Annotated in this window: 22 protein-coding genes; 11 read left to right on the forward strand and 11 right to left on the reverse strand. The window is 68.0% G+C overall.

Going from position 1 to position 22,610, the window contains the following annotated elements; all coding sequences use genetic code 11:
• Nucleotides 1–23: 23 nt before the first annotated feature.
• The 4 genes from ACYVGY_RS00540 to putA form a co-directional block, all read right to left on the reverse strand.
• A complete protein-coding gene (locus tag ACYVGY_RS00540; protein ID WP_460455541.1) occupies nucleotides 24–704 on the reverse strand; it encodes a rhomboid family intramembrane serine protease in 681 nt (226 codons plus the stop codon).
• A 6-nt stretch (nucleotides 705–710) separates the two neighbouring features.
• Entirely contained in the window at nucleotides 711–1,427 is a 717-nt protein-coding gene (locus ACYVGY_RS00545; protein WP_460455542.1) for a general secretion pathway protein GspB, read from the reverse strand.
• Entirely contained in the window at nucleotides 1,427–3,037 is a 1,611-nt protein-coding gene (locus ACYVGY_RS00550; protein WP_460455543.1) for an ExeA family protein, read from the reverse strand. The genes ACYVGY_RS00545 and ACYVGY_RS00550 overlap by 1 nt, the downstream gene beginning before the upstream one ends.
• 121 nt (nucleotides 3,038–3,158) lie before the next feature.
• The gene (putA, locus tag ACYVGY_RS00555; RefSeq protein WP_460455544.1) at nucleotides 3,159–6,368 is read right to left on the reverse strand and encodes a bifunctional proline dehydrogenase/L-glutamate gamma-semialdehyde dehydrogenase PutA; all 3,210 of its coding nucleotides are present in this window, start codon (nucleotides 6,366–6,368) and stop codon (nucleotides 3,159–3,161) included.
• Nucleotides 6,369–6,552: 184 nt separating this feature from the next.
• Between putA and ACYVGY_RS00560 the strand changes: the two genes are divergently transcribed.
• The 6 genes from ACYVGY_RS00560 to ACYVGY_RS00585 are packed head-to-tail and all read left to right on the forward strand — an operon-like array spanning nucleotide 6,553 to nucleotide 11,282.
• Nucleotides 6,553–7,059, forward strand: a complete 507-nt coding sequence (locus tag ACYVGY_RS00560; RefSeq protein ID WP_460455545.1) for a DUF2244 domain-containing protein — start codon at nucleotides 6,553–6,555, stop codon at nucleotides 7,057–7,059.
• An 18-nt stretch (nucleotides 7,060–7,077) separates the two neighbouring features.
• On the forward strand, nucleotides 7,078–7,965 hold the full coding sequence (coxB, locus tag ACYVGY_RS00565) for a cytochrome c oxidase subunit II (RefSeq protein ID WP_460455546.1): 888 nt from the start codon (nucleotides 7,078–7,080) through the stop codon (nucleotides 7,963–7,965).
• A gap of 26 nt (nucleotides 7,966–7,991) precedes the next feature.
• The gene (gene ctaD / locus ACYVGY_RS00570) at nucleotides 7,992–9,620 is read left to right on the forward strand and encodes a cytochrome c oxidase subunit I (RefSeq protein ID WP_460455547.1); all 1,629 of its coding nucleotides are present in this window, start codon (nucleotides 7,992–7,994) and stop codon (nucleotides 9,618–9,620) included.
• A gap of 41 nt (nucleotides 9,621–9,661) precedes the next feature.
• A complete protein-coding gene (locus ACYVGY_RS00575) occupies nucleotides 9,662–9,790 on the forward strand; it encodes a hypothetical protein (protein ID WP_460455548.1) in 129 nt (42 codons plus the stop codon).
• Nucleotides 9,787–10,374 carry a cytochrome c oxidase assembly protein gene (locus ACYVGY_RS00580; protein ID WP_460455549.1) on the forward strand — a complete coding sequence of 196 codons (588 nt, stop codon included), beginning with the start codon at nucleotides 9,787–9,789 and terminating at the stop codon, nucleotides 10,372–10,374. The genes ACYVGY_RS00575 and ACYVGY_RS00580 overlap by 4 nt, the downstream gene beginning before the upstream one ends.
• Before the next feature lie 32 nt (nucleotides 10,375–10,406).
• Nucleotides 10,407–11,282 (forward strand): cytochrome c oxidase subunit 3, encoded by an 876-nt coding sequence (locus tag ACYVGY_RS00585; protein ID WP_460455550.1) that lies wholly within the window; start codon nucleotides 10,407–10,409, stop codon nucleotides 11,280–11,282.
• Nucleotides 11,283–11,395: 113 nt separating this feature from the next.
• Here ACYVGY_RS00585 and ACYVGY_RS00590 read toward each other — a convergent pair whose 3' ends face one another.
• Nucleotides 11,396–11,602, reverse strand: coding sequence for a twin transmembrane helix small protein (locus ACYVGY_RS00590; protein ID WP_460455551.1), 207 nt, complete (start codon nucleotides 11,600–11,602; stop codon nucleotides 11,396–11,398).
• Between the two features lie 57 nt (nucleotides 11,603–11,659).
• Here ACYVGY_RS00590 and ACYVGY_RS00595 point away from each other — a divergent pair, with 57 nt between their 5' ends.
• The 4 genes from ACYVGY_RS00595 to cyoE are packed head-to-tail and all read left to right on the forward strand — an operon-like array spanning nucleotide 11,660 to nucleotide 15,026.
• Nucleotides 11,660–12,364, forward strand: a complete 705-nt coding sequence (locus ACYVGY_RS00595; protein WP_460455552.1) for an SURF1 family protein — start codon at nucleotides 11,660–11,662, stop codon at nucleotides 12,362–12,364.
• Nucleotides 12,361–12,912: a hypothetical protein gene (locus tag ACYVGY_RS00600; RefSeq protein ID WP_460455553.1), complete on the forward strand. Its 552-nt coding sequence runs from the start codon at nucleotides 12,361–12,363 to the stop codon at nucleotides 12,910–12,912. Before ACYVGY_RS00595 ends, ACYVGY_RS00600 begins: the two co-directional genes overlap by 4 nt.
• Nucleotides 12,913–12,918: 6 nt before the next feature.
• Nucleotides 12,919–14,070, forward strand: a complete 1,152-nt coding sequence (locus ACYVGY_RS00605; RefSeq protein ID WP_460455554.1) for a COX15/CtaA family protein — start codon at nucleotides 12,919–12,921, stop codon at nucleotides 14,068–14,070.
• Nucleotides 14,067–15,026, forward strand: coding sequence for a heme o synthase (gene cyoE, locus ACYVGY_RS00610; RefSeq protein WP_460455555.1), 960 nt, complete (start codon nucleotides 14,067–14,069; stop codon nucleotides 15,024–15,026). The genes ACYVGY_RS00605 and cyoE overlap by 4 nt, the downstream gene beginning before the upstream one ends.
• Before the next feature lie 40 nt (nucleotides 15,027–15,066).
• Here the strand turns inward: cyoE and ACYVGY_RS00615 are convergent, their stop codons facing one another.
• The 6 genes from ACYVGY_RS00615 to rpsU all read right to left on the reverse strand — a co-directional run bounded on the left by ACYVGY_RS00615 (nucleotide 15,067) and on the right by rpsU (nucleotide 21,623).
• A complete protein-coding gene (locus tag ACYVGY_RS00615) occupies nucleotides 15,067–17,010 on the reverse strand; it encodes a S9 family peptidase (RefSeq protein ID WP_460455556.1) in 1,944 nt (647 codons plus the stop codon).
• 141 nt (nucleotides 17,011–17,151) lie between these two features.
• Entirely contained in the window at nucleotides 17,152–18,159 is a 1,008-nt protein-coding gene (locus ACYVGY_RS00620; RefSeq protein WP_460455557.1) for a mechanosensitive ion channel family protein, read from the reverse strand.
• Between the two features lie 130 nt (nucleotides 18,160–18,289).
• Entirely contained in the window at nucleotides 18,290–20,020 is a 1,731-nt protein-coding gene (gene dnaG, locus ACYVGY_RS00625) for a DNA primase (RefSeq protein WP_460455558.1), read from the reverse strand.
• A gap of 11 nt (nucleotides 20,021–20,031) precedes the next feature.
• A complete protein-coding gene (locus ACYVGY_RS00630; protein WP_460455559.1) occupies nucleotides 20,032–20,787 on the reverse strand; it encodes a class I SAM-dependent DNA methyltransferase in 756 nt (251 codons plus the stop codon).
• Between the two features lie 98 nt (nucleotides 20,788–20,885).
• Complete coding sequence (locus ACYVGY_RS00635) at nucleotides 20,886–21,332, reverse strand: GatB/YqeY domain-containing protein (RefSeq protein WP_460455560.1); 447 nt, start codon at nucleotides 21,330–21,332, stop codon at nucleotides 20,886–20,888.
• 75 nt (nucleotides 21,333–21,407) lie between these two features.
• On the reverse strand, nucleotides 21,408–21,623 hold the full coding sequence (gene rpsU / locus ACYVGY_RS00640; RefSeq protein ID WP_002808376.1) for a 30S ribosomal protein S21: 216 nt from the start codon (nucleotides 21,621–21,623) through the stop codon (nucleotides 21,408–21,410).
• A gap of 138 nt (nucleotides 21,624–21,761) precedes the next feature.
• Between rpsU and tsaD the strand changes: the two genes are divergently transcribed.
• Nucleotides 21,762–22,610 (forward strand): tRNA (adenosine(37)-N6)-threonylcarbamoyltransferase complex transferase subunit TsaD (gene tsaD, locus ACYVGY_RS00645; protein WP_460455561.1); only part of this gene is annotated, 849 nt, incomplete at its 3' end.

The following is a 22,610-nucleotide window of genomic DNA, read 5'->3' on the forward strand; positions in this document are numbered from 1 at the left end:
GATTCTAGGCCATCGGCGCCGGACTAGCTGCCGCGCGAGCGACGCGCCAGCATGGGCTTGAGCACCAGCGCGTACAGGAAGCCAACGGCGAAGCCGGCCAGGTGCGCCCACCAGGCCACCGCGCCGAAGCTGGGTCCCACGAACGTGAAGATCAGCTGCAGTACCGCCCACATGCCGATCAACAGGGCCGCCGGAACGCGGATGAATTCCAGCCACACGCCCAAGGGCACCACCACGCCCAGCCGGGCGCTGGGGAACAGCGCCAGATAGGCACCGATCACGGCCGACACGCCGCCGCTGGCGCCGATGATGGCGCGCGCCGGCGTACCCATCAGCAGGGCGGCGGCCAGGTTCGCCAGCGCACCGCCGGCCAGGAACAACAGCAGGAAGCGCCAGGGGCCGAGGCTTCGTTCCGCCGGGAAACCAAAGATAAACAGGAACAGGAGATTGCCAATCAGGTGCACGGGGCCCAAATGGATGAACAGCGCGCTGATCAGGGTCAGCAGGCGTTCGTCGCGCAGCGCGGCGCCCCATTCGGTGACGCTGCCCGACAGCGTGCCCCAGCGCAGCAGCGTGTTGCGCCAGGCGGCGTCGTCGGGAAGCAGCGCGATCCAGATGAAGGCCGCCACCATCAGCGTCGCGAGCAACGGAGTGGCCCAGCGCCAGTGTGGCTTGCGTCGTCTGGGAAGGTATACGAAGACCATGGTGTCCTAGGGTCGCGCCAGCAGCAGGCGCTGGCCGTTGACGGAGATTACCAAGCCATCGCGCCGTATTTCTTCCAGCACCACGCCGGCCGCGGGGCTGGCGCCCTCGCCCAGGCGGCGGCCGTCCACGATCACGAAGCGCTGGGCCGGCTCGTCGGCAAACACATGCATGCTCAGTTTCAGGGGCGGAAGCTGGGCGCGCGTGCCGGCATCCAGACTCGCCAGTGTTGGCAGGGTTTCGGCGCTGGGAGGGGCAGCCGGCGCGGCGACGGGAACGGCAACGGCAACCGCGACGGCTTCGGCAGCGGCAAAGGGCAAATCGGCAGGTGCCGGCGGCATCGCCGCGGGTGCAGAAGGCGATGCCCTGGCCGCCTCGGAAGCAGCCGGCGTTGCAGCGGTGGTCGCTGCCTCGGGCAGGGGCGCTGACGGCGCCGCGACCCGGGCGGGCAGGGGCGCGGGATCGGCCGGCGCGGGACCAATCGGTGCCGAGGGCAGCGCGGACTGCACCGCGCTGGGCTCGGGCGCCGACACCTGTCGCGTCCACTCCCGCCACACAAACACCAGCGTCAGGGCGATGAAAAGCACGCCAACCAGCCAGGCCCATGCCGGCGCACGTGGACGCGCGGCGGGGCGGGTCGCCACGTGTTCGACGAACAGGCCGGGCGCACGCCCGCGCTGCCGTTCGGCTTCCGATTTGCGCAGCGCTTCCAGGATCAGCGACATCAGTCCAGCCCTCGCCGCAGCCGCGGTCCTTCGCTGTCGCGCGAAGCCAGGGCGAGCAGGGTTTCCGGCCCCACTACGCCGTCGGCCACCAGCCCGTGCGCCGTTTGCAGCCGGCGTACCGCTGCCACGCTGGCCGCATCGAATACCGCGGGTCCGGCATCGGCATCGGCCAGGCCGGCACGGTCGCGCAGGCGGTCGTGGATCCAGTCCACCGCCGGGCCGCTGTCGCCGACGCTCGGGGGCGCGGACAGGAAGCTCGGGCCGCGCCACACGGCCTGGTATTCGCCGCGCCAATGACGTTCCAGCGCCAGCCGGTCGGTATCGAAACGACCGCCGCCCAGCCACAGTCTTACCCGCAGTGCATCGGCGCCCAGCAGCAGCCCCCAGGCTTCCCGGTTGCCGTCACCCAGTCGCAGCAGAGCCGGTCGGTCCAGGGCCGCCAGTTTGTCCAGGCTGGCGCGGCCCCGGAGGCAATACAGGCCCGGTGCCATCACCGGCGGACAGCGGCTGGCGTCGGCCAGGGCGGCTTCCTGCGCGCGCACGGTCCACAGCCCCAGCAGCTGGCGCCAGGCGGACGGCGCGCTGTCTTCGGCCAGGGCGATGCGCTGGCCCAGCGACTCCCCGGGCAGATAGGGCACGACGTCTTTCACCACCGCCGGCCGCGGCGCCTGGCGGGGCGCGACGGCGGCCGGGGCCGGCGCCGGTCGCTCGGGCCAGAACCAGAACAGCAGCGCCGCCAGCGCGACCGCCGCGCCAACGCCGTGCGCCGCGTTCAAGCGCGGCAGTTTCGACAGCCGTGGCGCCAGCGCCTCGCGCGCCGCCAGGTCCACCCAGCGTTCGCCAATCTGCGCTTCATCGTGGGCGTAGCCGGCCAGCAGGGCGCGTTCGGCGATGATGTTCGCCAGCCGCGGCACGCCGCCGGAATGCTGGTGGATACGCTTCACCGCCAGCTTGGTGAACGGGAAGCGCTGCCCGCCCGCCACGGCGTAGCGGTGGCGCAGATACTGTTCGATCTCACCGGCGTCGAGCGGCGTCAGATGGAAGCGCGCAGTGATGCGTTGCGCCAGCTGGCGCAGGTCGGCGCGCCCCAGCAGGTCGCGCAGCTCGGGCTGGCCCAGCAGCACGATCTGCAGCAGTTTCTGGGTGTCGGTTTCCAGATTGGTCAGCAGGCGCACTTGTTCCAGTGCGTCCACGCCAAGGTTCTGGGCCTCGTCAATAATCAACACCACGCGCAGGCCCTGCGCGTAGGCCTCGAGCAGGTAAGCGTTGAGCGCGTCCACCAGCGCCTTGAGGCTGCCGCGGCGACCCTCGAGCGGGATCCGCAGCTCCTCGCAGATCGTTTCCAGCAGCTCCACCGGGCTCAGGCGCGGGTTGAGCACCAGGGCGACGCGCGTGTTCTCCGGCAGCTGTTCCATCAGCAGGCGGCATAGCGTGGTTTTGCCGGTGCCCACTTCGCCGGTCAGCTGTACGAAACCGCCGCCACCGCCCTGGCCGATGCCGAACAGCAGGTGCGCCAAGGCATCCCGGTGGCGCTCGCTCAGGTACACGAAGCGCGGATCCGGGGTGATCGAGAACGGCGGCTCGTTCAGGCCGTAGTGCTCGAGGTACATGGCGCCTCGCCGTGGGAAGGAGCGCCTAGCCTGCCACAACCCACCCACTGTAGGAGGGCCTTCAGGCCCGAAGCTTTTCGGCAAACAGCTTCGGGCCTGAAGGCCCTCCTACACAGGATGCCTAGTCGTCGAGGGTTAGCAGGGACGCGTTGCCGCCGGCCGCCGTGGTGTTCACCGTCAGCGTTCGCTCGGAGGCGAAGCGCAGCAGGTAATGCGGGCCGCCCGCCTTGGGACCGGTGCCGGACAGGCCTTCGCCGCCGAAGGGCTGCACGCCGACCACGGCGCCGATCTGGTTCCGGTTCACGTAGCAGTTGCCGACCTTGAGCGTGCGCGAGATCTTGTCGATGGTCGAATCAATGCGCGAATGAATGCCCAGGGTCAGGCCGTAGCCGGTGGCATTGATCGCCGCCAGCACCGCGTCGAGCTCGCTGGCTTCGTAGCGGATGACGTGCAGCACCGGGCCGAACACTTCGCGGGTGAGCTGCGACAGCGCGCGCAGCTCATAGGCCCGGGGCGCGAAGAAGCTGCCGTGGGCCGTGGCCTCGGGCAGGGTGACGGCGTTGATCAGTGTGGCTTCGCGGTCCATGCGTTCGGCGTGGGCGGCCAGCATGGCGCGCGCGTCCTCGTCGATCACCGGGCCCACGTCGGTGCTGAGCAGGGCCGGGTCGCCCACCGCCAGCTCGTCCATGGCGCCCGACAGCATCTCGATCACCTTGTCGGCGATGTCGGCCTGCACGAACAGCACGCGCGCCGCCGAACAGCGCTGGCCGGCGGAATCGAAGGACGAGGCCATCGCGTCTTTGACCAATTGCTCGGGCAGGGCCGAGGAGTCGGCGATCAGCGCGTTCTGGCCGCCGGTTTCGGCGATCAGCACGGCGATGGCGCCCTCGCGCGCGGCCAGCGCCCGGTTGATGGCCCAGGCCGTGTCGTTCGAGCCGGTGAAGCAGACGCCGGTCACGCGCGGGTCCCGGGTCAGCGCCGCGCCGACCGTGGCGCCATCGCCGGGTACGAACTGCAGCACGTCCTTGGGCACGCCGGCTTCGTGCAGCAGCTGGGTGGCGACGAAGGCGGTGAGCGTGGTCTGTTCGGCCGGCTTGGCGATGACGCTGTTGCCGGCCGCCAGCGCCGCCGCGATCTGCCCGACGTAGATCGCCAGCGGGAAGTTCCAGGGGCTGATGCAGACGAACACGCCGCGACCGTGCAGCCACAGTTCATTGGATTCACCGGTGGGGCCGGGCAAGGTTTCCGGACCGCTGAACAGCTTGCGGGCCTGGAGCGCGTAGTAGCGAAGGAAGTCCACCGCCTCGCGCACCTCGCCTACCGAGGACGACAGCGACTTGCCGGCTTCCTTGACGCATAGCGCGATGTATTCGGGCATGCGCTGCTCGAGCAGGTCGGCGGCGTGCTCGAGGATACTGGCGCGGCTGGCGGCGGGCAGTCGGTCCCAGCCGTCCTGCGCGGCCACGGCGTTGCTGATCGCTTTTTCCACCGTGGCGGCGTCGGCGCCGGTCCACTTTCCGATCTTCTCGCGCCGATCCGCCGGATTGGTCACTTCCTGTGGGAGGGACTTCAGTCCCGAAGCCTCCACCCCCGGCACCAGCGGCGTCGCCGACCAGGACTTGAGCGCGGCGTTGATCTGGCTGGCAAGCGCGGCCAGGGTGTCGTCGTTGGCGAGATTGGCGCCCATGGAATTGTTCCTGTATTCGCCCTGCGAGCGGAATAGATCGATCGGCGCGGGAATGCGCGGGTGCGGCTTGCTATCGAGTGCGTCCACCTGGGCCACCGGATCGGCGACCAGCTGTTCGGGCGGCAGCGACTCGTCGGCGATGCGGTTGACGAAGCTCGAGTTCGCGCCGTTTTCCAGCAGGCGCCGCACCAGGTAGGGCAGCAGGTCTTCATGCGAACCGACCGGCGCGTAGACGCGGCAGGGCACGCCAAGCTTCTCCGCCGGGATCACCTCGGCGTAAAGGTCATCGCCCATCCCATGCAGCTTCTGGAACTCATATCCCACGAAAGCCCCTCTCCCCTCGCGGGAGAGGGGTTGGGGAGAGGGGGCGCCCTTCGCGTAATGATGAATAGCCGCAATCGTCTGCGCGTTATGCGTCGCAAACATCGGATAAAGCGCATCCGCCGCCGCGAACATCCGCCGCGCACAGGCCAGGTAGCTCACGTCGGTATTGGCCTTGCGGGTGAACACCGGATAGCCCGCGAACCCGTCGGACTGTGCTTTCTTGACCTCGCTGTCCCAGTACGCGCCTTTCACCAGCCGCATCGGCATGCGCCGGCCGGTCCGGCGCGCCAGGTCGGCCAGGTAGTCGATCACGAACGGCGCGCGCTTCTGGTAGGCCTGCACCGCCAGGCCATAGCCTTCCCAGCCATCCAGCGAGGGGTCGACGAAGGCGTCGCCGATCACGTCCAGGCTCAGCTCCAGCCGCTCGGACTCCTCGGCGTCGATGGTCAGGCCGATCCCGTGCTTCTTCGCCAGCTGGGCCAGCTCCAGCACCCGCGGCGTCAGTTCGGCCCGGACCCGGTCGCGCTTGGCCAGTTCGTAGCGCGGATGCAGGGCCGAAAGCTTCACCGAGATCGAGGGTGCAGCGAAGACGTCCGGATACGGTCCGCCCGCACCAATCGCGCCGATGGCGTCGCGGTAGGCCCCGAAATAGCGGTCGGCGTCGGCCTGGGTGAACGCAGCCTCGCCCAACATATCGAACGAATACAGGTACTTGGACTGCTCGCCCTTGCGGCTGCGCTCCAGCGCCTCGGCGATGGTTCGGCCCATCACGAACTGGTGGCCCATGATCCGCATGGCCTGGCGCACGGCCAGGCGGATGGCGGGCTCGCCGGCCCGGCCCACCAGCCGGCGGAAGGCGCCGATGGCGTTGCGGCGGGTCTCGTCGGCCAGGTTCACCATGCGGCCGGTCAGCATCAGGCCCCAGGTGGAGGCGTTCACCAGCACCGAGCTGGACTGGCCGACGTGGCGATCCCAGTCCGCCTCGCCCAGCTTGTCGCGGATCAGCTTGTCGGCGGTGGCGCGGTCGGGGATGCGCAGCAGGGCCTCGGCGACGCACATCAGCAGCACGCCTTCCTCGCTGGACAGGTCGTACTGGCGCATGAAGGCTTCGACCATGCCGGGATCGGCCGCCCGCACCCGCGTGCGCTGCACCAGGGCGATGGCCGCGGCCTGCACCTGGGCCTGTTCCGGCGCCGGCAGCCGGGCTTCATCCAGCAGCCCGGCCAGGTGTTGCGCCTCGTCGCGATGGAAGGCGGCCGTAATCCGGGCGCGCAGTTCCGATGGGGTGCCGGGCAGTTCAGGGCTCAGGATCGGGTTCACGGGGGTCCGGGGCGGGGCGGCGCGGGTCTGCGCGAGAAAGCGGAGTCTAGTGCCCCGCCGGGGGGGCGCGGAAGCGGTCTTCCTTCACGAAGCTGGCGTGCCCCGGGTCGAATTGGCTTGCCGGGCCTGCACGCGGGCCGGTAAAATTCGGCAGTTTTCCAGTGGCTGGTCGCAGGCAACCCGCGTGATCGAGCTCGTCGCAGCGCTGCCGTCAGGTCCCGGAGCCCGTTTGGTGCTCCGTCCCCGGCGTGCGCTGAACGTGGGCCAGTTCGCCGGGTTGTTCGTGGCGCTGTCGCTGGCCGCCTTCGTGGTGGCGGGCTATGCCTTCGCTCAAGGCAACGTGTTCGCTCCGGCGTTCGCGCTGCTGGACGCGGCCTTCATCGCAGCAGTGTTGCGATGGGTGTGGCGGCAGGGCGACCGGTTCGAGGAAATCGCGCTGAACGCGCGCAGCCTCGAGGTCCGTCGCTCCACGCAGGCCGAGCCGGCCTTCCGCGCGCATCCTTACTGGGTGCGGCTGTCGGTCGACGGCGGCGAGGGCAGGGAAAGGGTTTGGCTGGGCTCGCAGGGCCGGCAGGTGGAAGTTGGGGCATTCCTCTCGCACGAGGAACGCCGTGACCTCGCCAGGCAATTGAAAGTATTACTGGCGTCGGCTTCAGGCCGGGGCCGGATCGAAGACCATACGTTGGGGTAAGTTCGGATGAATTCAGCGATGAAAGCAGCGCGCGCCACCGGATCCGGGATCGCCCGGATCACCGCGGGCCTCGCCTTCGGCCTGGCCAGCACCGTGGCCTGGGCCAACAGCGAGCCGGCCAGATGGCAGCTCAACATGACCCCGGGCGTCACCCGCACCGCGGAAAACGCCTACGACATGCACATGCTGATGCTGTGGATCTGCGTGGTCATCGGCGTGATCGTGTTCGGCGCGATGGCCTATGCCATGTTCAAGTTCCGCAAGTCCAAGGGCGCGGTGCCTGACACCGGCTTCGTCCACTCGACCAAGCTCGAGATCATCTGGACCGTCGTCCCGGTGGTGATCCTGGTGGCCATGGCCATCCCGGCCACCATCAAGGTGATGGAGCAGTACGACGCCAAGGGCCACGAGATGACCGTCAAGGTCACCGGCTACCAGTGGATGTGGCGCTACGAGATCGTCGGCGAGGACGTGAACTTCATTTCCCGCCTCGATCGCGAATCCGACCGCATCCGCCAGAGCGGCGAGCGCCCGACCGCCGAGACCTCGCCGCATTACCTGCGCGAAGTCGACCGCGTGCTGGTGCTGCCCACCGACACCAAGATCCGCTTCGTGATCACCGCCGACGACGTCATCCACGCCTGGTGGGTGCCGGCCCTGGGCTGGAAGCAGGACGCGATCCCCGGAATCATCAACGAGGCGTGGACGCAGATCCGCGAGCCGGGCACCTATCGCGGCGTTTGCGCGGAGCTGTGCGGCAAGGACCACGGCTTCATGCCGATCGTGGTCAAGGCCGTCCCGCGCGCCGAGTACGAGGCCTGGCTGGCCGCCCAGAAGGCCGGCGACCTCGCCGAAGCCGCACGCATCGCTGCCACCGCCCCCGCTGACGCGGGCGGCGAGGGCTGAGCAGAACCCGAGAGAGGCACAAGACCATGGCATACACTGACGCTGCCCACGCCGACAACCACGGCGAGCACAAGCAGAGCTTCTTCCAGCGCTGGTTCTACTCCACCAACCACAAGGACATCGGTACCTTGTACCTGGTGTTCTCGCTGGTGATGTTCTTCATCGGCGGCTCGATGGCGCTCGTCATCCGCGCCGAACTCTTCCAGCCCGGCCTGCAGCTGGTCGAGCCCGAGTTCTTCAACCAGATGACCACCATGCATGCGCTGGTGATGATCTTCGGCGCCGTCATGCCCGCATTCGTGGGCCTGGCCAACTGGATGATCCCGCTGATGATCGGCGCGCCCGACATGGCCCTGCCGCGCATGAACAACTGGTCCTTCTGGATCATGCCGTTCGCCTTCACCCTGCTGCTGATGCCGCTGTTCCTGTACTTCTTCGGTATCGGCGGCGGCGCCCCGGCCGGTGGCTGGACGCTCTACCCGCCGCTGTCGCTGCAGGGCGGCTCCAGCACCGCGTTCACCATCTTCGCCATCCACCTGATGGGCATCAGCTCGATCATGGGTGCCATCAACATCATCGCCACCATCCTCAACATGCGCGCCCCGGGCGTGGACCTGCTGAAGATGCCGGTGTTCGTCTGGACCTGGCTGATCACCGCCTTCCTGCTGATCGCGGTGATGCCGGTGCTGGCGGGTGCGGTGACGATGCTGCTGACCGACAAGTTCTTCGACACCAGCTTCTTCAACGCGGCCGGCGGCGGCGACCCGGTGATGTACCAGCACATCTTCTGGTTCTTCGGTCATCCCGAGGTCTACATCATGATCCTGCCGGCCTTCGGCATCGTGTCGGAGATCATCCCGACCTTCGCCCGCAAGCCGCTGTTCGGCTACAAGGCCATGGTCTACGCCACCGCGTCGATCGCCTTCCTGTCCTTCATCGTCTGGGCCCACCACATGTTCACCGTGGGCATGCCGCTCGGCGGCGAGCTGTACTTCATGTACGCCACGATGCTGATCGCCATCCCCACCGGCGTGAAGGTCTTCAACTGGACCACCACCATGTGGCGCGGTTCGATGACCTTCGAAACCCCGATGCTGTTCGCGCTCGGCTTCGTGATCATGTTCACCATCGGCGGTTTCTCGGGCCTGATGCTGGCCATCGTCCCGGCCGACTTCCAGTACCACGACACCTACTTCGTGGTGGCGCACTTCCACTACGTGCTGGTGACCGGCGCCGTGTTCGGCATCATGGCCGGCGTGTACTACTGGCTGCCCAAGTGGACCGGCCACATGTACAACGAGACGCTCGGCAAGTGGCACTTCTGGCTGTCCACGTTCTTCGTGAACCTGCTGTTCTTCCCGCAGCACTTCCTGGGCCTGGCCGGCATGCAGCGCCGCGTGCCTGACTACAACGTGGCCTTCGCCGACTTCAACCAGTGGTCGTCCATCGGCGGCTTCGGCTTCGGCCTCAGCCAGCTGCTGTTCGCCTACATCGTCTGGTCGGCCGCCCGTGGCGGCGTCAAGGCCGAGGCGCGTTCGTGGGAAGGCGCGAAGGGCCTGGAGTGGACCGTCGCTTCGCCGGCCCCGCACCACACCTTCACCCTGCCGCCGGTCATCAAGGACGGCGACCTGGCCCACGGCGACGTCACCCACTGACCTCGCCCCAAGGACATCGCCCCAAGGACATCGAGCCCGACATGACCCAGCCTCCTGAAAAGTCCCACCTGGAAAAGCGCCGCCGCGGCACGCGCCTGACCGCGTGGGCCGTGGGTCTGGTGGCGGTCGGGATCTATGCGGCCTTCCTGCTGTCGGTCATGCTGCCGTGAGCCGGCCTTCGGTCAATTCCAGCCTGCGCACCATCGCGATGGTGTCGGTGCTGTCCTTCGTCGGCGCTTTCTCGCTGGTGCCGCTGTACCGGATTGCCTGCGAGAAGGTCTTCGGCATCAAGCTCGAACAGGGCCCGGCCGGTGAACAGCACGTGGCCGGCATGGTCGTGGACGAATCGCGCACCATCACCATCGAGTTCGACGGCACGGTGAACTCCAAGCTGCCCTGGGCCTTCAAGCCGCAGGTGCTGAGCATGCAGGTGCATCCGGGCCGTACCTACGAGGCGAATTACGTCGCGCGCAATGCATCCGACCACGCCATCGTGGGCAATGCCGCGCCGTCGGTGGCGCCGTCCACGGCGTCCACGTTCTTCAACAAGACCGAATGCTTCTGCTTTACCGAGCAGATGCTCACGGCGGGCGAAGAGCGCCTGATGCCGGTGCGCTTCGTGGTCGATCCGGACCTGCCGGAGCACATCACCACCATCACTTTGTCCTACACTTTCTTCAGCAACGAGCCGGCCACGGCGCGCCTGGTGGGTGAGGCCGGCCCCGTGCCGTCCACCGCCCGCAGCGCGCCCTGATCGCACGCCTTACAGGAATACCGGGGAATCCCATGGCACAGACTCACGACGATCCGAACGTTTACTACGTCCCGCACCACAGCCCGTGGCCCTTCGTCGGCTCGATCACGCTGTTCATGACCATGATCGGCGTCGCCAACTGGCTCAACGGCCAGGCCTGGGGCCAGCCGGTGTTCTACGTCGGCCTGGTGGCCACGCTGGCGGTGCTGTTCGGCTGGTTCGGCAACGTCATCAGCGAGTCGCTGGCGGGCAAGTACAACGCCCAGGTGGACGCCTCGTTCCGCATGGGAATGATGTGGTTCATCTTCTCCGAGATCATGTTCTTCGCGGCCTTCTTCGGCGCCCTGTTCTATGCGCGCCAGTTCGCGCTGCCCTGGCTGTCGGGCGAGGGCGACGGTGCCCTCACCAATCAGTTCCTGTGGGAAGGCTTCACTGCCGGCTGGCCGTCCGCGGGCCCGGCGGGGCTGGGCGGCAGCTTCCAGACCATCCCGGCCTGGGGCCTGCCGCTGATCAATACCCTGATCCTGCTGGCGTCCGGCGTCACCATCACCATCGCCCACCACGCACTCAAGGCCGGGCAGCGCAAGGCGCTGCTGGTCTGGCTGGGTGCGACGGTGCTGCTGGGCACGGTCTTCCTGTTCTATCAGGCGGAGGAATACATCCACGCCTACCGCGACCTGAACCTGACGATGGGCTCGGGCATCTACGGCTCCACGTTCTTCATGCTCACCGGCTTCCACGGCATGCACGTGTTCCTGGGCACGCTGATGCTGGCGATCATGTGGCTGCGCTGCCTGAAGGGCCACTTCAGCAAGGACCACCACTTCGCCTTCGAAGCCGTAGCCTGGTACTGGCACTTCGTGGACGTGGTCTGGCTGGGCCTGTTCCTCTTCGTCTACGTACTCTGACCATGTAGGAGGGCCTTCAGGCCCGAAGCTCTTCACGGAAAAGCTTCGGGCCTGAAGGCCCTCCTACAAAAACAACGCGGGGCCGGCCATCGCGCCGGCCCTTCTGTTTCAGGTCAACCGCCGATACCGTGCGGCTTGATCACGCCGGTAAAAATACCGGCGACGACCAACAGGAACAGCCCTACCGATAGGCCAATGCGCCAGGTCAGCGATTTCACGGTGCGGTCGGTTTTACCCTTGTCGACCATCATGTAATACAGGCCGGCGCCGAGGTTCCAGAGGATCACGATCAGGAAAGCGATGATGAGGAGTTTCTGCACGACAAGCGCCCGGTGTCTGGGAAAGGCCGCATTATCCGCCTCCGGCGCCGTGTTGGCGTGAATCGCCGTCTGGTACTAAGCGTTCTCGGGCTGTGTCTTGTGCTGGGTTTCGCGCAGTTGGGGCGCTGGCAGCTTTCACGCGAGGACAGCAAACGCGACCAGCTGGCGGCCGCCGATGCCGCGCTGGCGGCGCCGCCGCGCGATCTGCTCACCGCGCTCACCGGTCAGGCCTCGGCGATTGATCGGGTCGCGGGCCGCGCGCGCTTCACGGCAACGCCGCGCCTGTGGCTGGACAATCAGCGCCGTGGCCAACAGGTGGGCATGCGTCTGTATTGCGCGGTCGTACCGGTAGGCGGCGCCCGCCCGCTGCTGGTGGACATGGGCTGGCTGCCGGTGGCGCCGGACCGCCGGCTGCCTGCGGTGGACTGTCCGGTCGGTGAGCACGCGCTGGCCGGGCTACTGGTGCCGCCGCCTTCGGTCGGGCTGCGGCTGGGTCCGGGGTTGGTCGAGCAGGACGGCGCCTGGCTGGCGACGCGGCTCGATCCGGTCGAAGTCAGCGCCGCCTGGTCGACCGCAGCGCCGCTGGCCGAACGCGTGCTGCGCCTGGACCCGGCGATTGCGCTGGGCCACGCGCGCGACCTGGCGCTGCTGGGCAACACCCTGCCGCCCGAGAAACATCGCGGCTACGCCGTCCAGTGGTTTGGGCTGGCCGTGGCTACCCTCGTCATCCTGATCGTCCTCAACCTGCGCCGACGCCCATGACTGTTTCCAAACAAACCCGTTCGCGAATCGCGCTGCTGCTGGTGGCCGCCATGTTCCTGGGCAGCTTCGGTGTCGCCGCCACGCTGTTCTTCAGCGGCTGGAAGCCCGGCGTGACCCGCAACATCGGCGAGATGCTGTCGCCGTATCCGGACCTGCGCGACCTGGACCTGGCCCGCGCCGACGGCAGCGCCTGGCAGTGGCAGCCGGCCGAGCGCCACTGGCACATCGTGGTGGCGCCGCCCGCCGACTGCGGCGAGCCCTGCGCGCAGCTGCTCAACGCGCTGCACCGGGTCTGGTACTCCGAAGGCCGCCACGCCGAGAAGCTCAAGGTGCTGTGGTTCGGCGACCTGCCCGCCGGCGCGCCGGAGTTCAGCGGCCTGGTGCCGATGCAGCCCAGCGCGGCGCTGCAGGCCAGGCTGCCCGACCAGGCCCGCGCCGATGCGCTGCCGGTCTACCTCGCCGACGCGAATGGTTATCTCGTCCTGCGCTACGCCCCGGGCTTCAATCCGTCCGGCCTGCGCAAGGACCTCGGACGTGTGTTGAAGTAGGACCTCATGAACAGCCCCAATCGGAATTATCACCGCCTGGCCTGGGTCGCCGTTTTGCTGGCCCTGTGCGTCATCGTGTTCGGCGGTTTCGTCCGCCTGTCCAACGCCGGGCTCAGCTGCCCGGACTGGCCGACCTGCTACGGCAAGGCCACCTGGCCGACGCTGGACCACGAGATCGCCAGCGCCAACGAAAGCTACGAACGCGTGGTCGAAGTCAGCAAGGCCTGGCGCGAACAGTTCCACCGCCATATCGCCGCGCTGCTGGGCGTGCTGGTGCTGGCGCTGGCGCTGCTGGCGGCGCGCCGCCAGAAACTGGGCATCGCCAGCGTGCTGGCCGCGTCCGCGCTGGTCGCGCTGTCCATCCCGGTCTACACCGGCATCGAGGGCAGCTTCGCCTCCAACCATGGGCTGTCGGTCGCGCTGGTCATCGTGGCGGAATTGATGCTGTTCGCGCACGCCATGCGCGGCTCAAGCACCGACGCCTCGCGTTTCGCCAGCCTGCTGCTGATGGTGATCATTTTCCAGGCCGTGCTGGGCATGTGGACCGTGATCTGGCTGGTGAAGCCGGTGATCGTGATGGCCCACCTGCTGGGCGGCCTGCTGACCCTGTCCATGTTGACCTGGCTGGCCTGGAAAACCACGCCCGGCAGCGCGCTGGTGCTGGCGGAAGCGCCGCGCCTGCGTCGCTTGCTCTGGATCGGGCTGGGCCTGCTGGTGGTTCAGATCGCGCTCGGCGGCTGGACCAGCGCCAACTATGCGGCCCTGGCCTGCGGCGTCGACTTCCCGACCTGCCTGGGCCAGTGGTGGCCCGAACAGGACTACCGCGAAGGCTTCGTCCTCTGGCGCGGTATCGGGGTGGACTATGAAGGCGGCGTGCTGGACGGCCCCGCGCGCGCGGCCATCCAGATGAGCCATCGGATCATGGCGCTGCTGGTCGTCGGCCACCTGCTGGTGGTCTGCCTGCGCATGCTGCGCACGCCGGGCCTGGTGTTCTGGGGCGTGGTGCTGCTGGTGCTGCTGTCGGCGCAGGTCGCCCTGGGTATCAGCAACGTGATGCTCGGCCTGCCGCTGTGGGTCGCCACCGCGCACAACGCCGGCGCCGCGCTGCTGCTGTTTGCCGTCGTGGGGCTGCTGGCCAGGCTCCGGGCGCCCGAGTGAGCACGCCCTTCGCCGCCTACTGGGAACTGACCAAGCCGCGCGTCGTGGCCTTGATCGTATTCACCGCGATCATCGGCATGTTCCTGGCGATCGAACCGGGCGAAGCCCTGCCCTGGGCGCGCATCGTGCTCGGCGCCCTCGGCATCTGGCTGGCGGCAGCCTCGGCTGCTGCCATCAACCACCTGCTCGACCAGCGCATCGACGTACTGATGGCGCGCACCCAGCATCGTCCGCTCGCCACCGGCTCTTTGCGGCCGATGCAGGTGCTGGCCTTCGCCGTCGTCCTCGGCGTGGTGTCCATGGCGCTGTTGGCCCTGCTCGTGAACGGCTTTACCGCGGCACTGACCTTCGCATCCCTGATCGGCTACGCGATCGTCTACACCGGCTGGCTCAAGCGGGCCACGCCGCAGAACATCGTGATCGGTGGTTTGGCCGGCGCCGCGCCGCCGCTGCTGGGCTGGGCGGCGATCAAGGGTTGGCCTGCAGGCGTGTCATTCCTCGGCCTGGCCGGCGCGCCGCTGCACTATGACCACGCGCTTTTGCTGGTGCTGATCATCTACGTGTGGACGCCGCCGCATTTCTGGGCGCTGGCGATCTTCCGTCGCGACGACTACGCCAAGGCGTTGATCCCGATGCTGCCGGTGGTCTACGGCGTCACCTACACGCGCTGGCAGATTCTCTTCTACACGGTGCTGCTGCTTGCCGTGACGGTGCTTCCCTGGGCCACCAAGATGAGCGGCATCTTCTACCTGGGCGGCGCGCTCGTGCTGGGCGCGATGTTCCTCTACTACGCCATCCGGCTGCTCAATCCGCCGGGCGAGCTGTACGCGATGAAGGTTTTCAATTACTCCATCGTCTATCTGATGGCGCTGTTCGCTTTCCTGTTGGCCGACCACTGGCTGCTGCCGGCGGTTGCGGCCGCGCCGGCCCTCGAGTTCCTCCCGGCCGCCGGCTAGAAAGAGAAGCCCCTCGCAAGGAGGGGCTCCGGAAGGCGGATTACTTGGCGTTGATAAGGTGCTGTTGCCAGAACAGCATCGTGGCAGCCCCGAAGTAGTCGCTATTCGACTTCTTGCGGAAGCCGTGGCCCTCACCCTTGTAGAGCAGGTACCAGACGTCGCCGCCGTTGCCGCGGACGGCCTTCACGATCTGCTCGGCTTCGGTCCACGGAACGCGCGGGTCGTTCAGGCCTTGGGCGACGAACAGCGGCCGCGTGATCTTGTGGGCGTTGTTGAGCGGCGCGATGCGGTCGTGGAAGGCCTTCATTTCCGGGATACGCTCGTCGCCGTATTCGGCGCGACGCAGGTCCTGGCGGTAGCTCTCGGTGTTCGCCAGGAAGGTGCCGAAATCGGAGATGCCCACCACGTCAACGCCAGCGCGGATGCGCTCGTTGTAGTGGGTCATGCTGGCCAGCACCATGTAGCCGCCGTAGCTGCCGCCCGAGACGCCGACGCGGTTGGCGTCGAGTTCGGGCTGCTGGGCGATCCAGTCGAGCAGGGCGCCGATGTCCTTGACCGAGTCCTCGCGCAGCATGCCGTTGTCGAGCTGCAGGAAGTCCTTGCCGTAGCCGGCCGAGCCGCGCACGTTGGGCACCAGCACGGCCACCTGCAGTTCCTCGAGCATGAACTGAACGGTCGGGTTGAAGCTGGGGCGCGACTGCGACTCGGGGCCGCCGTGGATGTTGATCACCACCGGGAACGGACCGTCGCCGGCCGGCCGGTAGTAGAAGGCCGGGATGGTGCGCGGCTTGCCGTCGACTTCGTCGAAGGTCTCGTAGCGCACCAGGGTCGGTTCGCGGAAGTTGCCTACGTCCAGTCCACCCACTTCGCTGGCGGTCCACTGCACCAGGCGCTGCTCGGCCAATTCGATCACGTGCACGTCGCTGGGCGAGGTGGCGGTGTTGAGGGTGATCGCGAGGCGCTGGCCGTCGGGCGAGAAGCCGAAGTTTCCGATCACGCCGACCGGCAGCGCGGGCAGCACGACGGGCGTGTGGCCGGGCAGGGTGATGACGTGCAGCTTTCCGATGCCGTCCTCGTTGGTGGAGAACGCGAGGTGGTGGCCGTCGGGGCTGATCTCGAAGCCCTCGACGTCCCAGGGGATGTCGCCGCTGAGCAGGGTGGGGCGGCCGGCCTCGGGTTCGTGGTGGCGCAGGGTGCGGAACGCGCGCTCTTCGTCCGAGATGAAATAGACGCCGCGGCCATTGGGCGCGTACTTGAAGCCGCCGAAGGCCGCGCGGCCGCCGTCGACCGGGAACATCTCGAGCTTGCCGGTGGCCAGGTCGAGTTCACCCGGATAGGACTCGTTGATCGAGACGTAGCGCGTCACCAGCAGCTTGCCGCCGTCGGGCGAGAAGCCGCTGGCGCTCCACAGGCTGCCTTCGCTGAGCACCATGCGCGCTTCGCCGGTGGCCATGTCGCGGACCCAGAGGTCGTAGTCGGTGCCGTTGCGGGCGGTGCTCGACCAGGCCAGCTGCTTGCCGTCGTCCGACCACAGCGGGCTGGAGTTCTGGCTGCGCTTGCCGTCGGTGAGCAGGGTCACCTCACGGGTTTCGAGGTCGAACCAGTGCAGCTGCCAGAACTCGGAGCCACCGACGTCCTTGCCGAACACGAAGCCGTTGGCACCGGGCGCGGGGTTCACCGCGCTGATCGGTTCCGGGTAGAAGGTGAGCTGCTCGCGCGTGCCCATCGGCATGCGCACGCGGTGCGCCTGGCTGGTTTCGCCGAAGCGGGTGCTGATCACCAGGCTGCCGTCCGGCAGCCAGCCGCTGAAGCTGGCGCCGCGGGTGTTCTGGTAACGGTTCAGGCGCTCGACCAGTTCGGCGGGTACCGCCGGCACGTTCTCGCTGACGCGGCTGCCGACTTCTTCACGCACCACTTCCGGCGGTGTCGCGGCAAACACGGGCGCGCACAGCGCCAGCGCAAGGATCAAGGGTGAAAGTCGCATCGAAAGCCCCCGGGCAGGAAAGAACCCCGAGCATAGCCCAGCCACCGCAGCCTGTAGGAGGGCCTTCAGGCCCGAAGCTCTTCGCCAGGAGCATCGGGCCTGAAGGCCCTCCTACAGGATGCGTCTCACTGACTGGCGCCGCTATTCCCGCTTCGCCGTCGGGTCGAGCAGGTCCTCGTCGCCAACCCCGGGGTCTTTTTCGATCTGCTGATCCAGGTCCGTCGTGGCCCGCGTATCCACGGCGGCGACCCCCGCCGGACGCGCCGACGGCCCGCGATGCGCCGGCGCGATGGCCGGCCCCGATGCCTGATGCAGCTGCACCCGGTAAATCGGCTCGGGCATGTCCATGCCGCCGGCGTCGAGGGCGAGCTTCACCGCGCGGATGGCTTCGCTGCGGACCATCAGGAAATCGTGCGCGCGCTGGTCCACCCAGCCGTGGAAACGCAGCTGCACGCTCGAGTCGCCCAGCGACGCGATATGGGCGCGCGGCGGCGGTGTCGCCAGCATGCCTTCGATGCCCGCCAGCGCCTCCAGCCCGAGCGCTCGCGCCGCGACCAGGTCCTCGTTGACGCCGATGCCGACATCGAACTGGAAACGGCGGCTGGGGTTGCGCGTGTAGTTGAGCGTGACGCCACGAAACACCAGGGCATTGGGCAGGCGCAGGTGGTTGCCGTCGGGCGTCATCAGGATCGTGGCGCGCGAGGTCAGCGCGACCACGATGCCCTCGTTGCCTTCGATCACCAGGTGGTCGCCCTTGGCAAAGGGCTGGCGCACGCTCAGCAGGATGCCGGCCAGATAGTTTTCCAGGATGTCCTTGAAGGCGAAGCCCAGCGCTACGCCGAGCACGCCAGCGGTGCCCAGCACCGCGCCGACCAGGGCGGTGGCATCGAGCAGGTCCAGGGCCACCAGAACGCCGGCGCCGGTGACGATCCACTGCACCGTGGTGCGCAGCAGGGACTGCAGGAACGGGTTCTTGCGGGCGACCCGCTGCAGCACGCCTCGCTGCGACAGCCAGCGCCCGAACAGCCAAGCCAGCCACAGGATGGCCAGCGCGAGCACGAACAGGGGCAGCGCCGCGAGCAGCTCGTAGCTCTGCTGCTGCAGGCGGGCCAGGATCGGCTCAAGTTCGAAGCGAACGGGTGCGGACATCGTGCTTTCCTCCGGAAGCGCAGACCTGAGGGTAACGCCTTAGCGCGCGAACGCCGACTTTGTAGGAGGGCCTTCAGGCCCGAAGCTCTTTGGCGAAAGGCTTCGGGCCTGAAGGCCCTCCTACAGGGTTTTAGCGGTTGGCGTGGAGCTCGCGCAGCTCGGCCTTCTCGTGGTCAGCCAGGCCGGACATACCCACTTCGTTGATGCGCGCCTGCAGCTCGTCCAGGCGCTGCTGGCGCGTCTGGCGATCGAGCTGGCCCAGGGCGTCCAGGAACTCCAGCCGCAGCGTGTCTATTTCACCCGGGAAAACCTGCATCGCCAGCTTCTGCAGCGCCGCGCCTTCTTCCCGTTCGCTGAAGTGCTCGAGCACGCCGCCGGCGGTGATGCCGGGGCGCGCGCGCGACAGCTCGATCAGCTCCATCAGCAGCGCAATACCGGGCTGTCGAAGCACGCTGAAGCGATACGGCGGCTCGATCGTTTCGGCCAGGGCCGGCTGCTGCACCAGCAGCGCGATGGCGGCGCGCACCAGGCTGATCTTGGGCGCCGGGCTGCCGCCGCGGCCGCGCATCGAGGGCGTGGCCTGCGCCGCCGGCGCCGCGGCCGCGCGCTGGCCGACGCCGGTGATCGCGGTCAGGCGCTGCTGCATCAGGTCGCGGAAGGCGCCGTCCGGAATGCCAGCCAGCAGCGGTTTGGCGCGCTCGGCCAGCCGCGCCTTGCCCTCCATGCCCGCCAGGTTCACGTCCTTGGACAGCTCGGCATAGAAGAACTCGGACAGCGGCATCGCCTGCGCCAAACGCGCGTCGAAGCCGGTCGCGCCCTCCTTGCGCACGATCGAATCCGGATCCTCGCCGTCGGGCAGGAACAGGAAGAACGCCTGCCGGCCATCGCGCATGCGCGGCAGCACCGATTCAAGCGCTTTCCAGGCGGCGCCGCGGCCGGCACGGTCGCCGTCGAAGCAGAAGTAGACATCGGTCGCGTTGCGGAACAGCAGCTCGGCGTGGTCGGGCGTGGTCGCGGTGCCCAGGGTGGCGACGGCGGTGTTCACGCCGAACTGGAACAGCGCCACCACGTCCATGTAGCCCTCGACCACCACCAGCTTCGGAATCTTCGAATGCGCCTGACGCACTTGCCACAGGCCGTAGAGTTCGCGGCCCTTGTGGAAGAGCACGGTCTCGGGCGAGTTCAGGTATTTCGGGCCGTCGTCCTTGTCCAGCACGCGGCCGCCGAAGGCGATGACGCGGCCGCGGCGGTCGTGGATCGGGAACATCACGCGGTCGCGGAACTTGTCGTACACGCGGCCGCTGTCGCTGCGCGAAAGCATGCCGGTCTTGTCGAGCAGGCTCAGCCGGCGTTCGTCGGTGCCCAGCGCGTCCTTCAGGCCGTTGAAGCCGTCGGGGGCATAGCCGATGCCGAAGCGCACCTGGTTCTCGGCGTCGACGCCGCGCGCGGACAGGTAGTCGCGCGCCTTGCTGCTGCCGGCCAGCTGCTGCACGAAGAAGGTCGATGCCGCTTCCAGCGCCGAGTAAAGCTCGCGCGACTCGTTGCCCTGGTTGGCCTGGCGGGTGTCGCGCGGCACTTCCATGCCGGCGCGCTTGGCCAGGTCTTCCACCGCATCGAGGAACTCGAGGCGGTCGTAATTCATCAGGAAACTGATCGCCGTGCCGTGCGCACCGCAGCCGAAGCAGTGATAGAACTGCTTGGTCGGCGACACCGTGAACGAAGGCGAGCGCTCGTCGTGAAACGGGCAGCGCGCCGAATACTCGCGGCCCTGCCGTTTGAGCGGCACCCGCGAACCCACCACTTCGACGATGTCGGTGCGCGCCAGCAGGTCGTCAATGAATGCGTCGGGCAGGCGGGCCATGTCGGTATGCCTCAGGCTTTGCGCGCGAGGCAGGCGTAGATGAAGCCGGTGTCGCGATGGCGCCACTGCAGCCAGCTGATCCGCAGCCGTTCGACCAGGCCCGGGCGCTCACTGTGGTTGTAGATCTCCCAGTGGCGCTGCGCGTGCACCGGGGTGAAGCCGGCGCGCGCGATGGCGGCGCGCAGCTGCGCGAACGGCAGCGGCGCCTCGTCCGGATCTTCCTCGGCGTCCTGATGGCCGCGTTGGGCGGCCAGCGAGGCCTGGTTCCAGCGAGCGATGGCGGCGGGTTCGGCCATGCCCGGTTCGATGACCGGCTCGGCCAGGAGCACCCAGCCGCCGGGCCGCAGGCTGCGGTGGATCGCGGCCAGCACGCGGTCCAGGTCGTCCTGGCCCAGGTGGTGAAGGACGCCGACCGCAGTGACCAGGTCGGCGTGGTCGGGATGTGCCGCCAGGTAGGTTTCGATGTCGTCCTGCTCGAAGACCACGTGGCCCAGCCCCGTGGTTGCGGTCATCCGCTGCGCCGAGGCCAGCATGCCGGCGCTGTGGTCGACGCCGATCACCTCGCGCGCCAACGGCCCGGCGCGGCGGATCATATGCCCCGTGCCGCAGCCCAGGTCCAGCATCCGCCCGAACGGCGCCTGCGCCGCCAAGCGCCGAAGCGCCGGCGCAAACAGGCGGCGCGTAGCCGCCTCGCGCGGCGCCAGCACGACCTCGTCGTACTCGCCCGCGATCGAGTCGTGGTATCGAATGTCCTTGCTGAAATCCATGCGCCCAGAATACCCGTCGACCGCCCCTGTAGGAGGGCCTTCAGGCCCGAAGCTTTTCGGCCAAGAGCTTCGGGCCTGAAGGCCCTCCTACAAGAGGCTCAGCCGGCCAGGGACTTCTTGACCAGCTGCGACACCAGGCCCATATCGGCCTGGCCCGCCAGCTTGGGCTTGAGCACCGCCATCAGCTTGCCGATATCGGCCGGGCCGGCGGCACCAGTCTCGGCCTTGGCGGCGTCAATGGCGGCCTGGATCGAAGCCTCGTCCATCTTCGCCGGCAGGTAGGCCTCAAGCACGCCCAGCTCATAGCGTTCGATCGCCGACAGGTCCTCGCGGCCGGCAGCGTCGTACTGGCTGATCGAATCCTTGCGCTGCTTGACCATCTTCTCCAGCACGGCCAGCACCAGCGGGTCGGTCATCTCGATCCGCTCGTCCACTTCCTTCTGCTTGATGGCCGCGTTGATCAGGCGGATGACGCCGAGGCGATCCTTCTCGCCGGCCTTCATCGCTGTCTTCATGTCTTCAACCAGCTGGGCTTTCATGCTCATGGTTTTCTCCGGGGATCAGAAACACAAAAAGCCGGCAACGCTTACGCGCGCCGGCTTCTTGAAGGCCACAGCGGCTCAGTACAGGCGCTGGCGCTTGGTGACGTCGCGCGAGCTGCGACGCAGCTGGCGCTTCACCGCGGCGGCGGCCTTGCGCTTACGCTCCTGGGTCGGCTTCTCGTAGAACTCGCGCTTGCGGGTTTCGGCGAGCACGCCGGCCTTCTCGCAGGTGCGCTTGAAGCGACGCAGCGCAAACTCAAACGGCTCGTTTTCGCGGACTTTTACAGACGGCATTGTGTAATTCCTGGATTACGTGGATTTCGCCCGGCACGGCCGGCGAGCCGCGTATGATACGCGGGCTCCGGGGCCGCAGGCAAGCGTATATCCCGGAAAGACCTTGAATCCCGCGGTTTACCCTAAAGAAACAGGCACATGCGCGTCCTGGGCATCGAAACCAGCTGTGACGAAACCGGCGTGGCGGTCTACGACACCGACCGCGGCCTGCTGGCGCACACCCTCTACAGCCAGATCGCCCTGCACGCCGAATACGGCGGGGTGGTGCCCGAGCTGGCCAGCCGCGACCACGTCCGCAAGCTGCTGCCTCTGATCCGCGAGACCCTGGCCGAAGCCGGCCTGGGCGTCACCGACCTCGACGGCGTGGCCTACACCGCCGGCCCGGGTCTGGTGGGCGCCCTGATGGTGGGCGCCGCCGCCGGGCGGGCCCTGGCCTGGGCCCTGGACCTGCCCGCCGTGGGCGTGCACCACATGGAGGGCCACCTGCTGGCCCCGCTGCTCGAGGATCCCGACCTGAAGCCGCCCTTCGTGGCCCTGCTGGTCTCCGGCGGCCACACCCAACTGGTGGAAGTGGCCGCGATCGGCCAGTACCGCCTGCTGGGCGAAACCCTGGACGACGCCGCCGGCGAAGCCTTCGACAAGACCGCCAAACTCATGGGCTTGCCGTATCCGGGCGGCCCGGAGCTGGCCCGGCTGGCCGAATCCGGTCGCCCGGGCGTGTTCAAGTTCTCCCGGCCCATGACCGACCGGCCCGGCCTGGACTTCAGCTTCTCCGGCCTCAAGACCCAGGTACTGCTGGCCTGGCAGGCTTCGGACAAGACCCCCGCCACCCGCGCCGACATTGCCCGCGGCTTCGAGGACGCGGTGGTCGAAACCCTGGCCATCAAATGCGATCGCGCCCTGCAGCAGACTGGCGCCCGTACCCTGGTGGTGGCCGGCGGCGTCGGCGCCAACCTGCGCCTGCGCGAGCGCCTGCAGGCCCTCGTG

It is taken from the genome of Arenimonas alkanexedens (assembly GCF_054781355.1).

What these genes read in the sequence shown, in the direction of transcription:
- ACYVGY_RS00550 (WP_460455543.1), bottom strand. Translation starts at nt 3,037, where the DNA reads ATGTACCTCGAGCACTACGGCCTGAACGAGCCGCCGTTCTCGATCACC.
- ACYVGY_RS00540 (WP_460455541.1), bottom strand. Translation starts at nt 704, where the DNA reads ATGGTCTTCGTATACCTTCCCAGACGACGCAAGCCACACTGGCGCTGG.
- ACYVGY_RS00585 (WP_460455550.1), top strand. Translation starts at nt 10,407, where the DNA reads ATGGCACAGACTCACGACGATCCGAACGTTTACTACGTCCCGCACCAC.
- ACYVGY_RS00605 (WP_460455554.1), top strand. Translation starts at nt 12,919, where the DNA reads ATGAACAGCCCCAATCGGAATTATCACCGCCTGGCCTGGGTCGCCGTT.
- ACYVGY_RS00575 (WP_460455548.1), top strand. Translation starts at nt 9,662, where the DNA reads ATGACCCAGCCTCCTGAAAAGTCCCACCTGGAAAAGCGCCGCCGCGGC.
- ACYVGY_RS00545 (WP_460455542.1), bottom strand. Translation starts at nt 1,427, where the DNA reads ATGTCGCTGATCCTGGAAGCGCTGCGCAAATCGGAAGCCGAACGGCAG.
- ACYVGY_RS00635 (WP_460455560.1), bottom strand. Translation starts at nt 21,332, where the DNA reads ATGAGCATGAAAGCCCAGCTGGTTGAAGACATGAAGACAGCGATGAAG.
- ACYVGY_RS00615 (WP_460455556.1), bottom strand. Translation starts at nt 17,010, where the DNA reads ATGCGACTTTCACCCTTGATCCTTGCGCTGGCGCTGTGCGCGCCCGTG.
- ACYVGY_RS00620 (WP_460455557.1), bottom strand. Translation starts at nt 18,159, where the DNA reads ATGTCCGCACCCGTTCGCTTCGAACTTGAGCCGATCCTGGCCCGCCTG.
- coxB (WP_460455546.1), top strand. Translation starts at nt 7,078, where the DNA reads ATGAAAGCAGCGCGCGCCACCGGATCCGGGATCGCCCGGATCACCGCG.
- rpsU (WP_002808376.1), bottom strand. Translation starts at nt 21,623, where the DNA reads ATGCCGTCTGTAAAAGTCCGCGAAAACGAGCCGTTTGAGTTTGCGCTG.
- dnaG (WP_460455558.1), bottom strand. Translation starts at nt 20,020, where the DNA reads ATGGCCCGCCTGCCCGACGCATTCATTGACGACCTGCTGGCGCGCACC.
- ACYVGY_RS00630 (WP_460455559.1), bottom strand. Translation starts at nt 20,787, where the DNA reads ATGGATTTCAGCAAGGACATTCGATACCACGACTCGATCGCGGGCGAG.
- ctaD (WP_460455547.1), top strand. Translation starts at nt 7,992, where the DNA reads ATGGCATACACTGACGCTGCCCACGCCGACAACCACGGCGAGCACAAG.
- ACYVGY_RS00600 (WP_460455553.1), top strand. Translation starts at nt 12,361, where the DNA reads ATGACTGTTTCCAAACAAACCCGTTCGCGAATCGCGCTGCTGCTGGTG.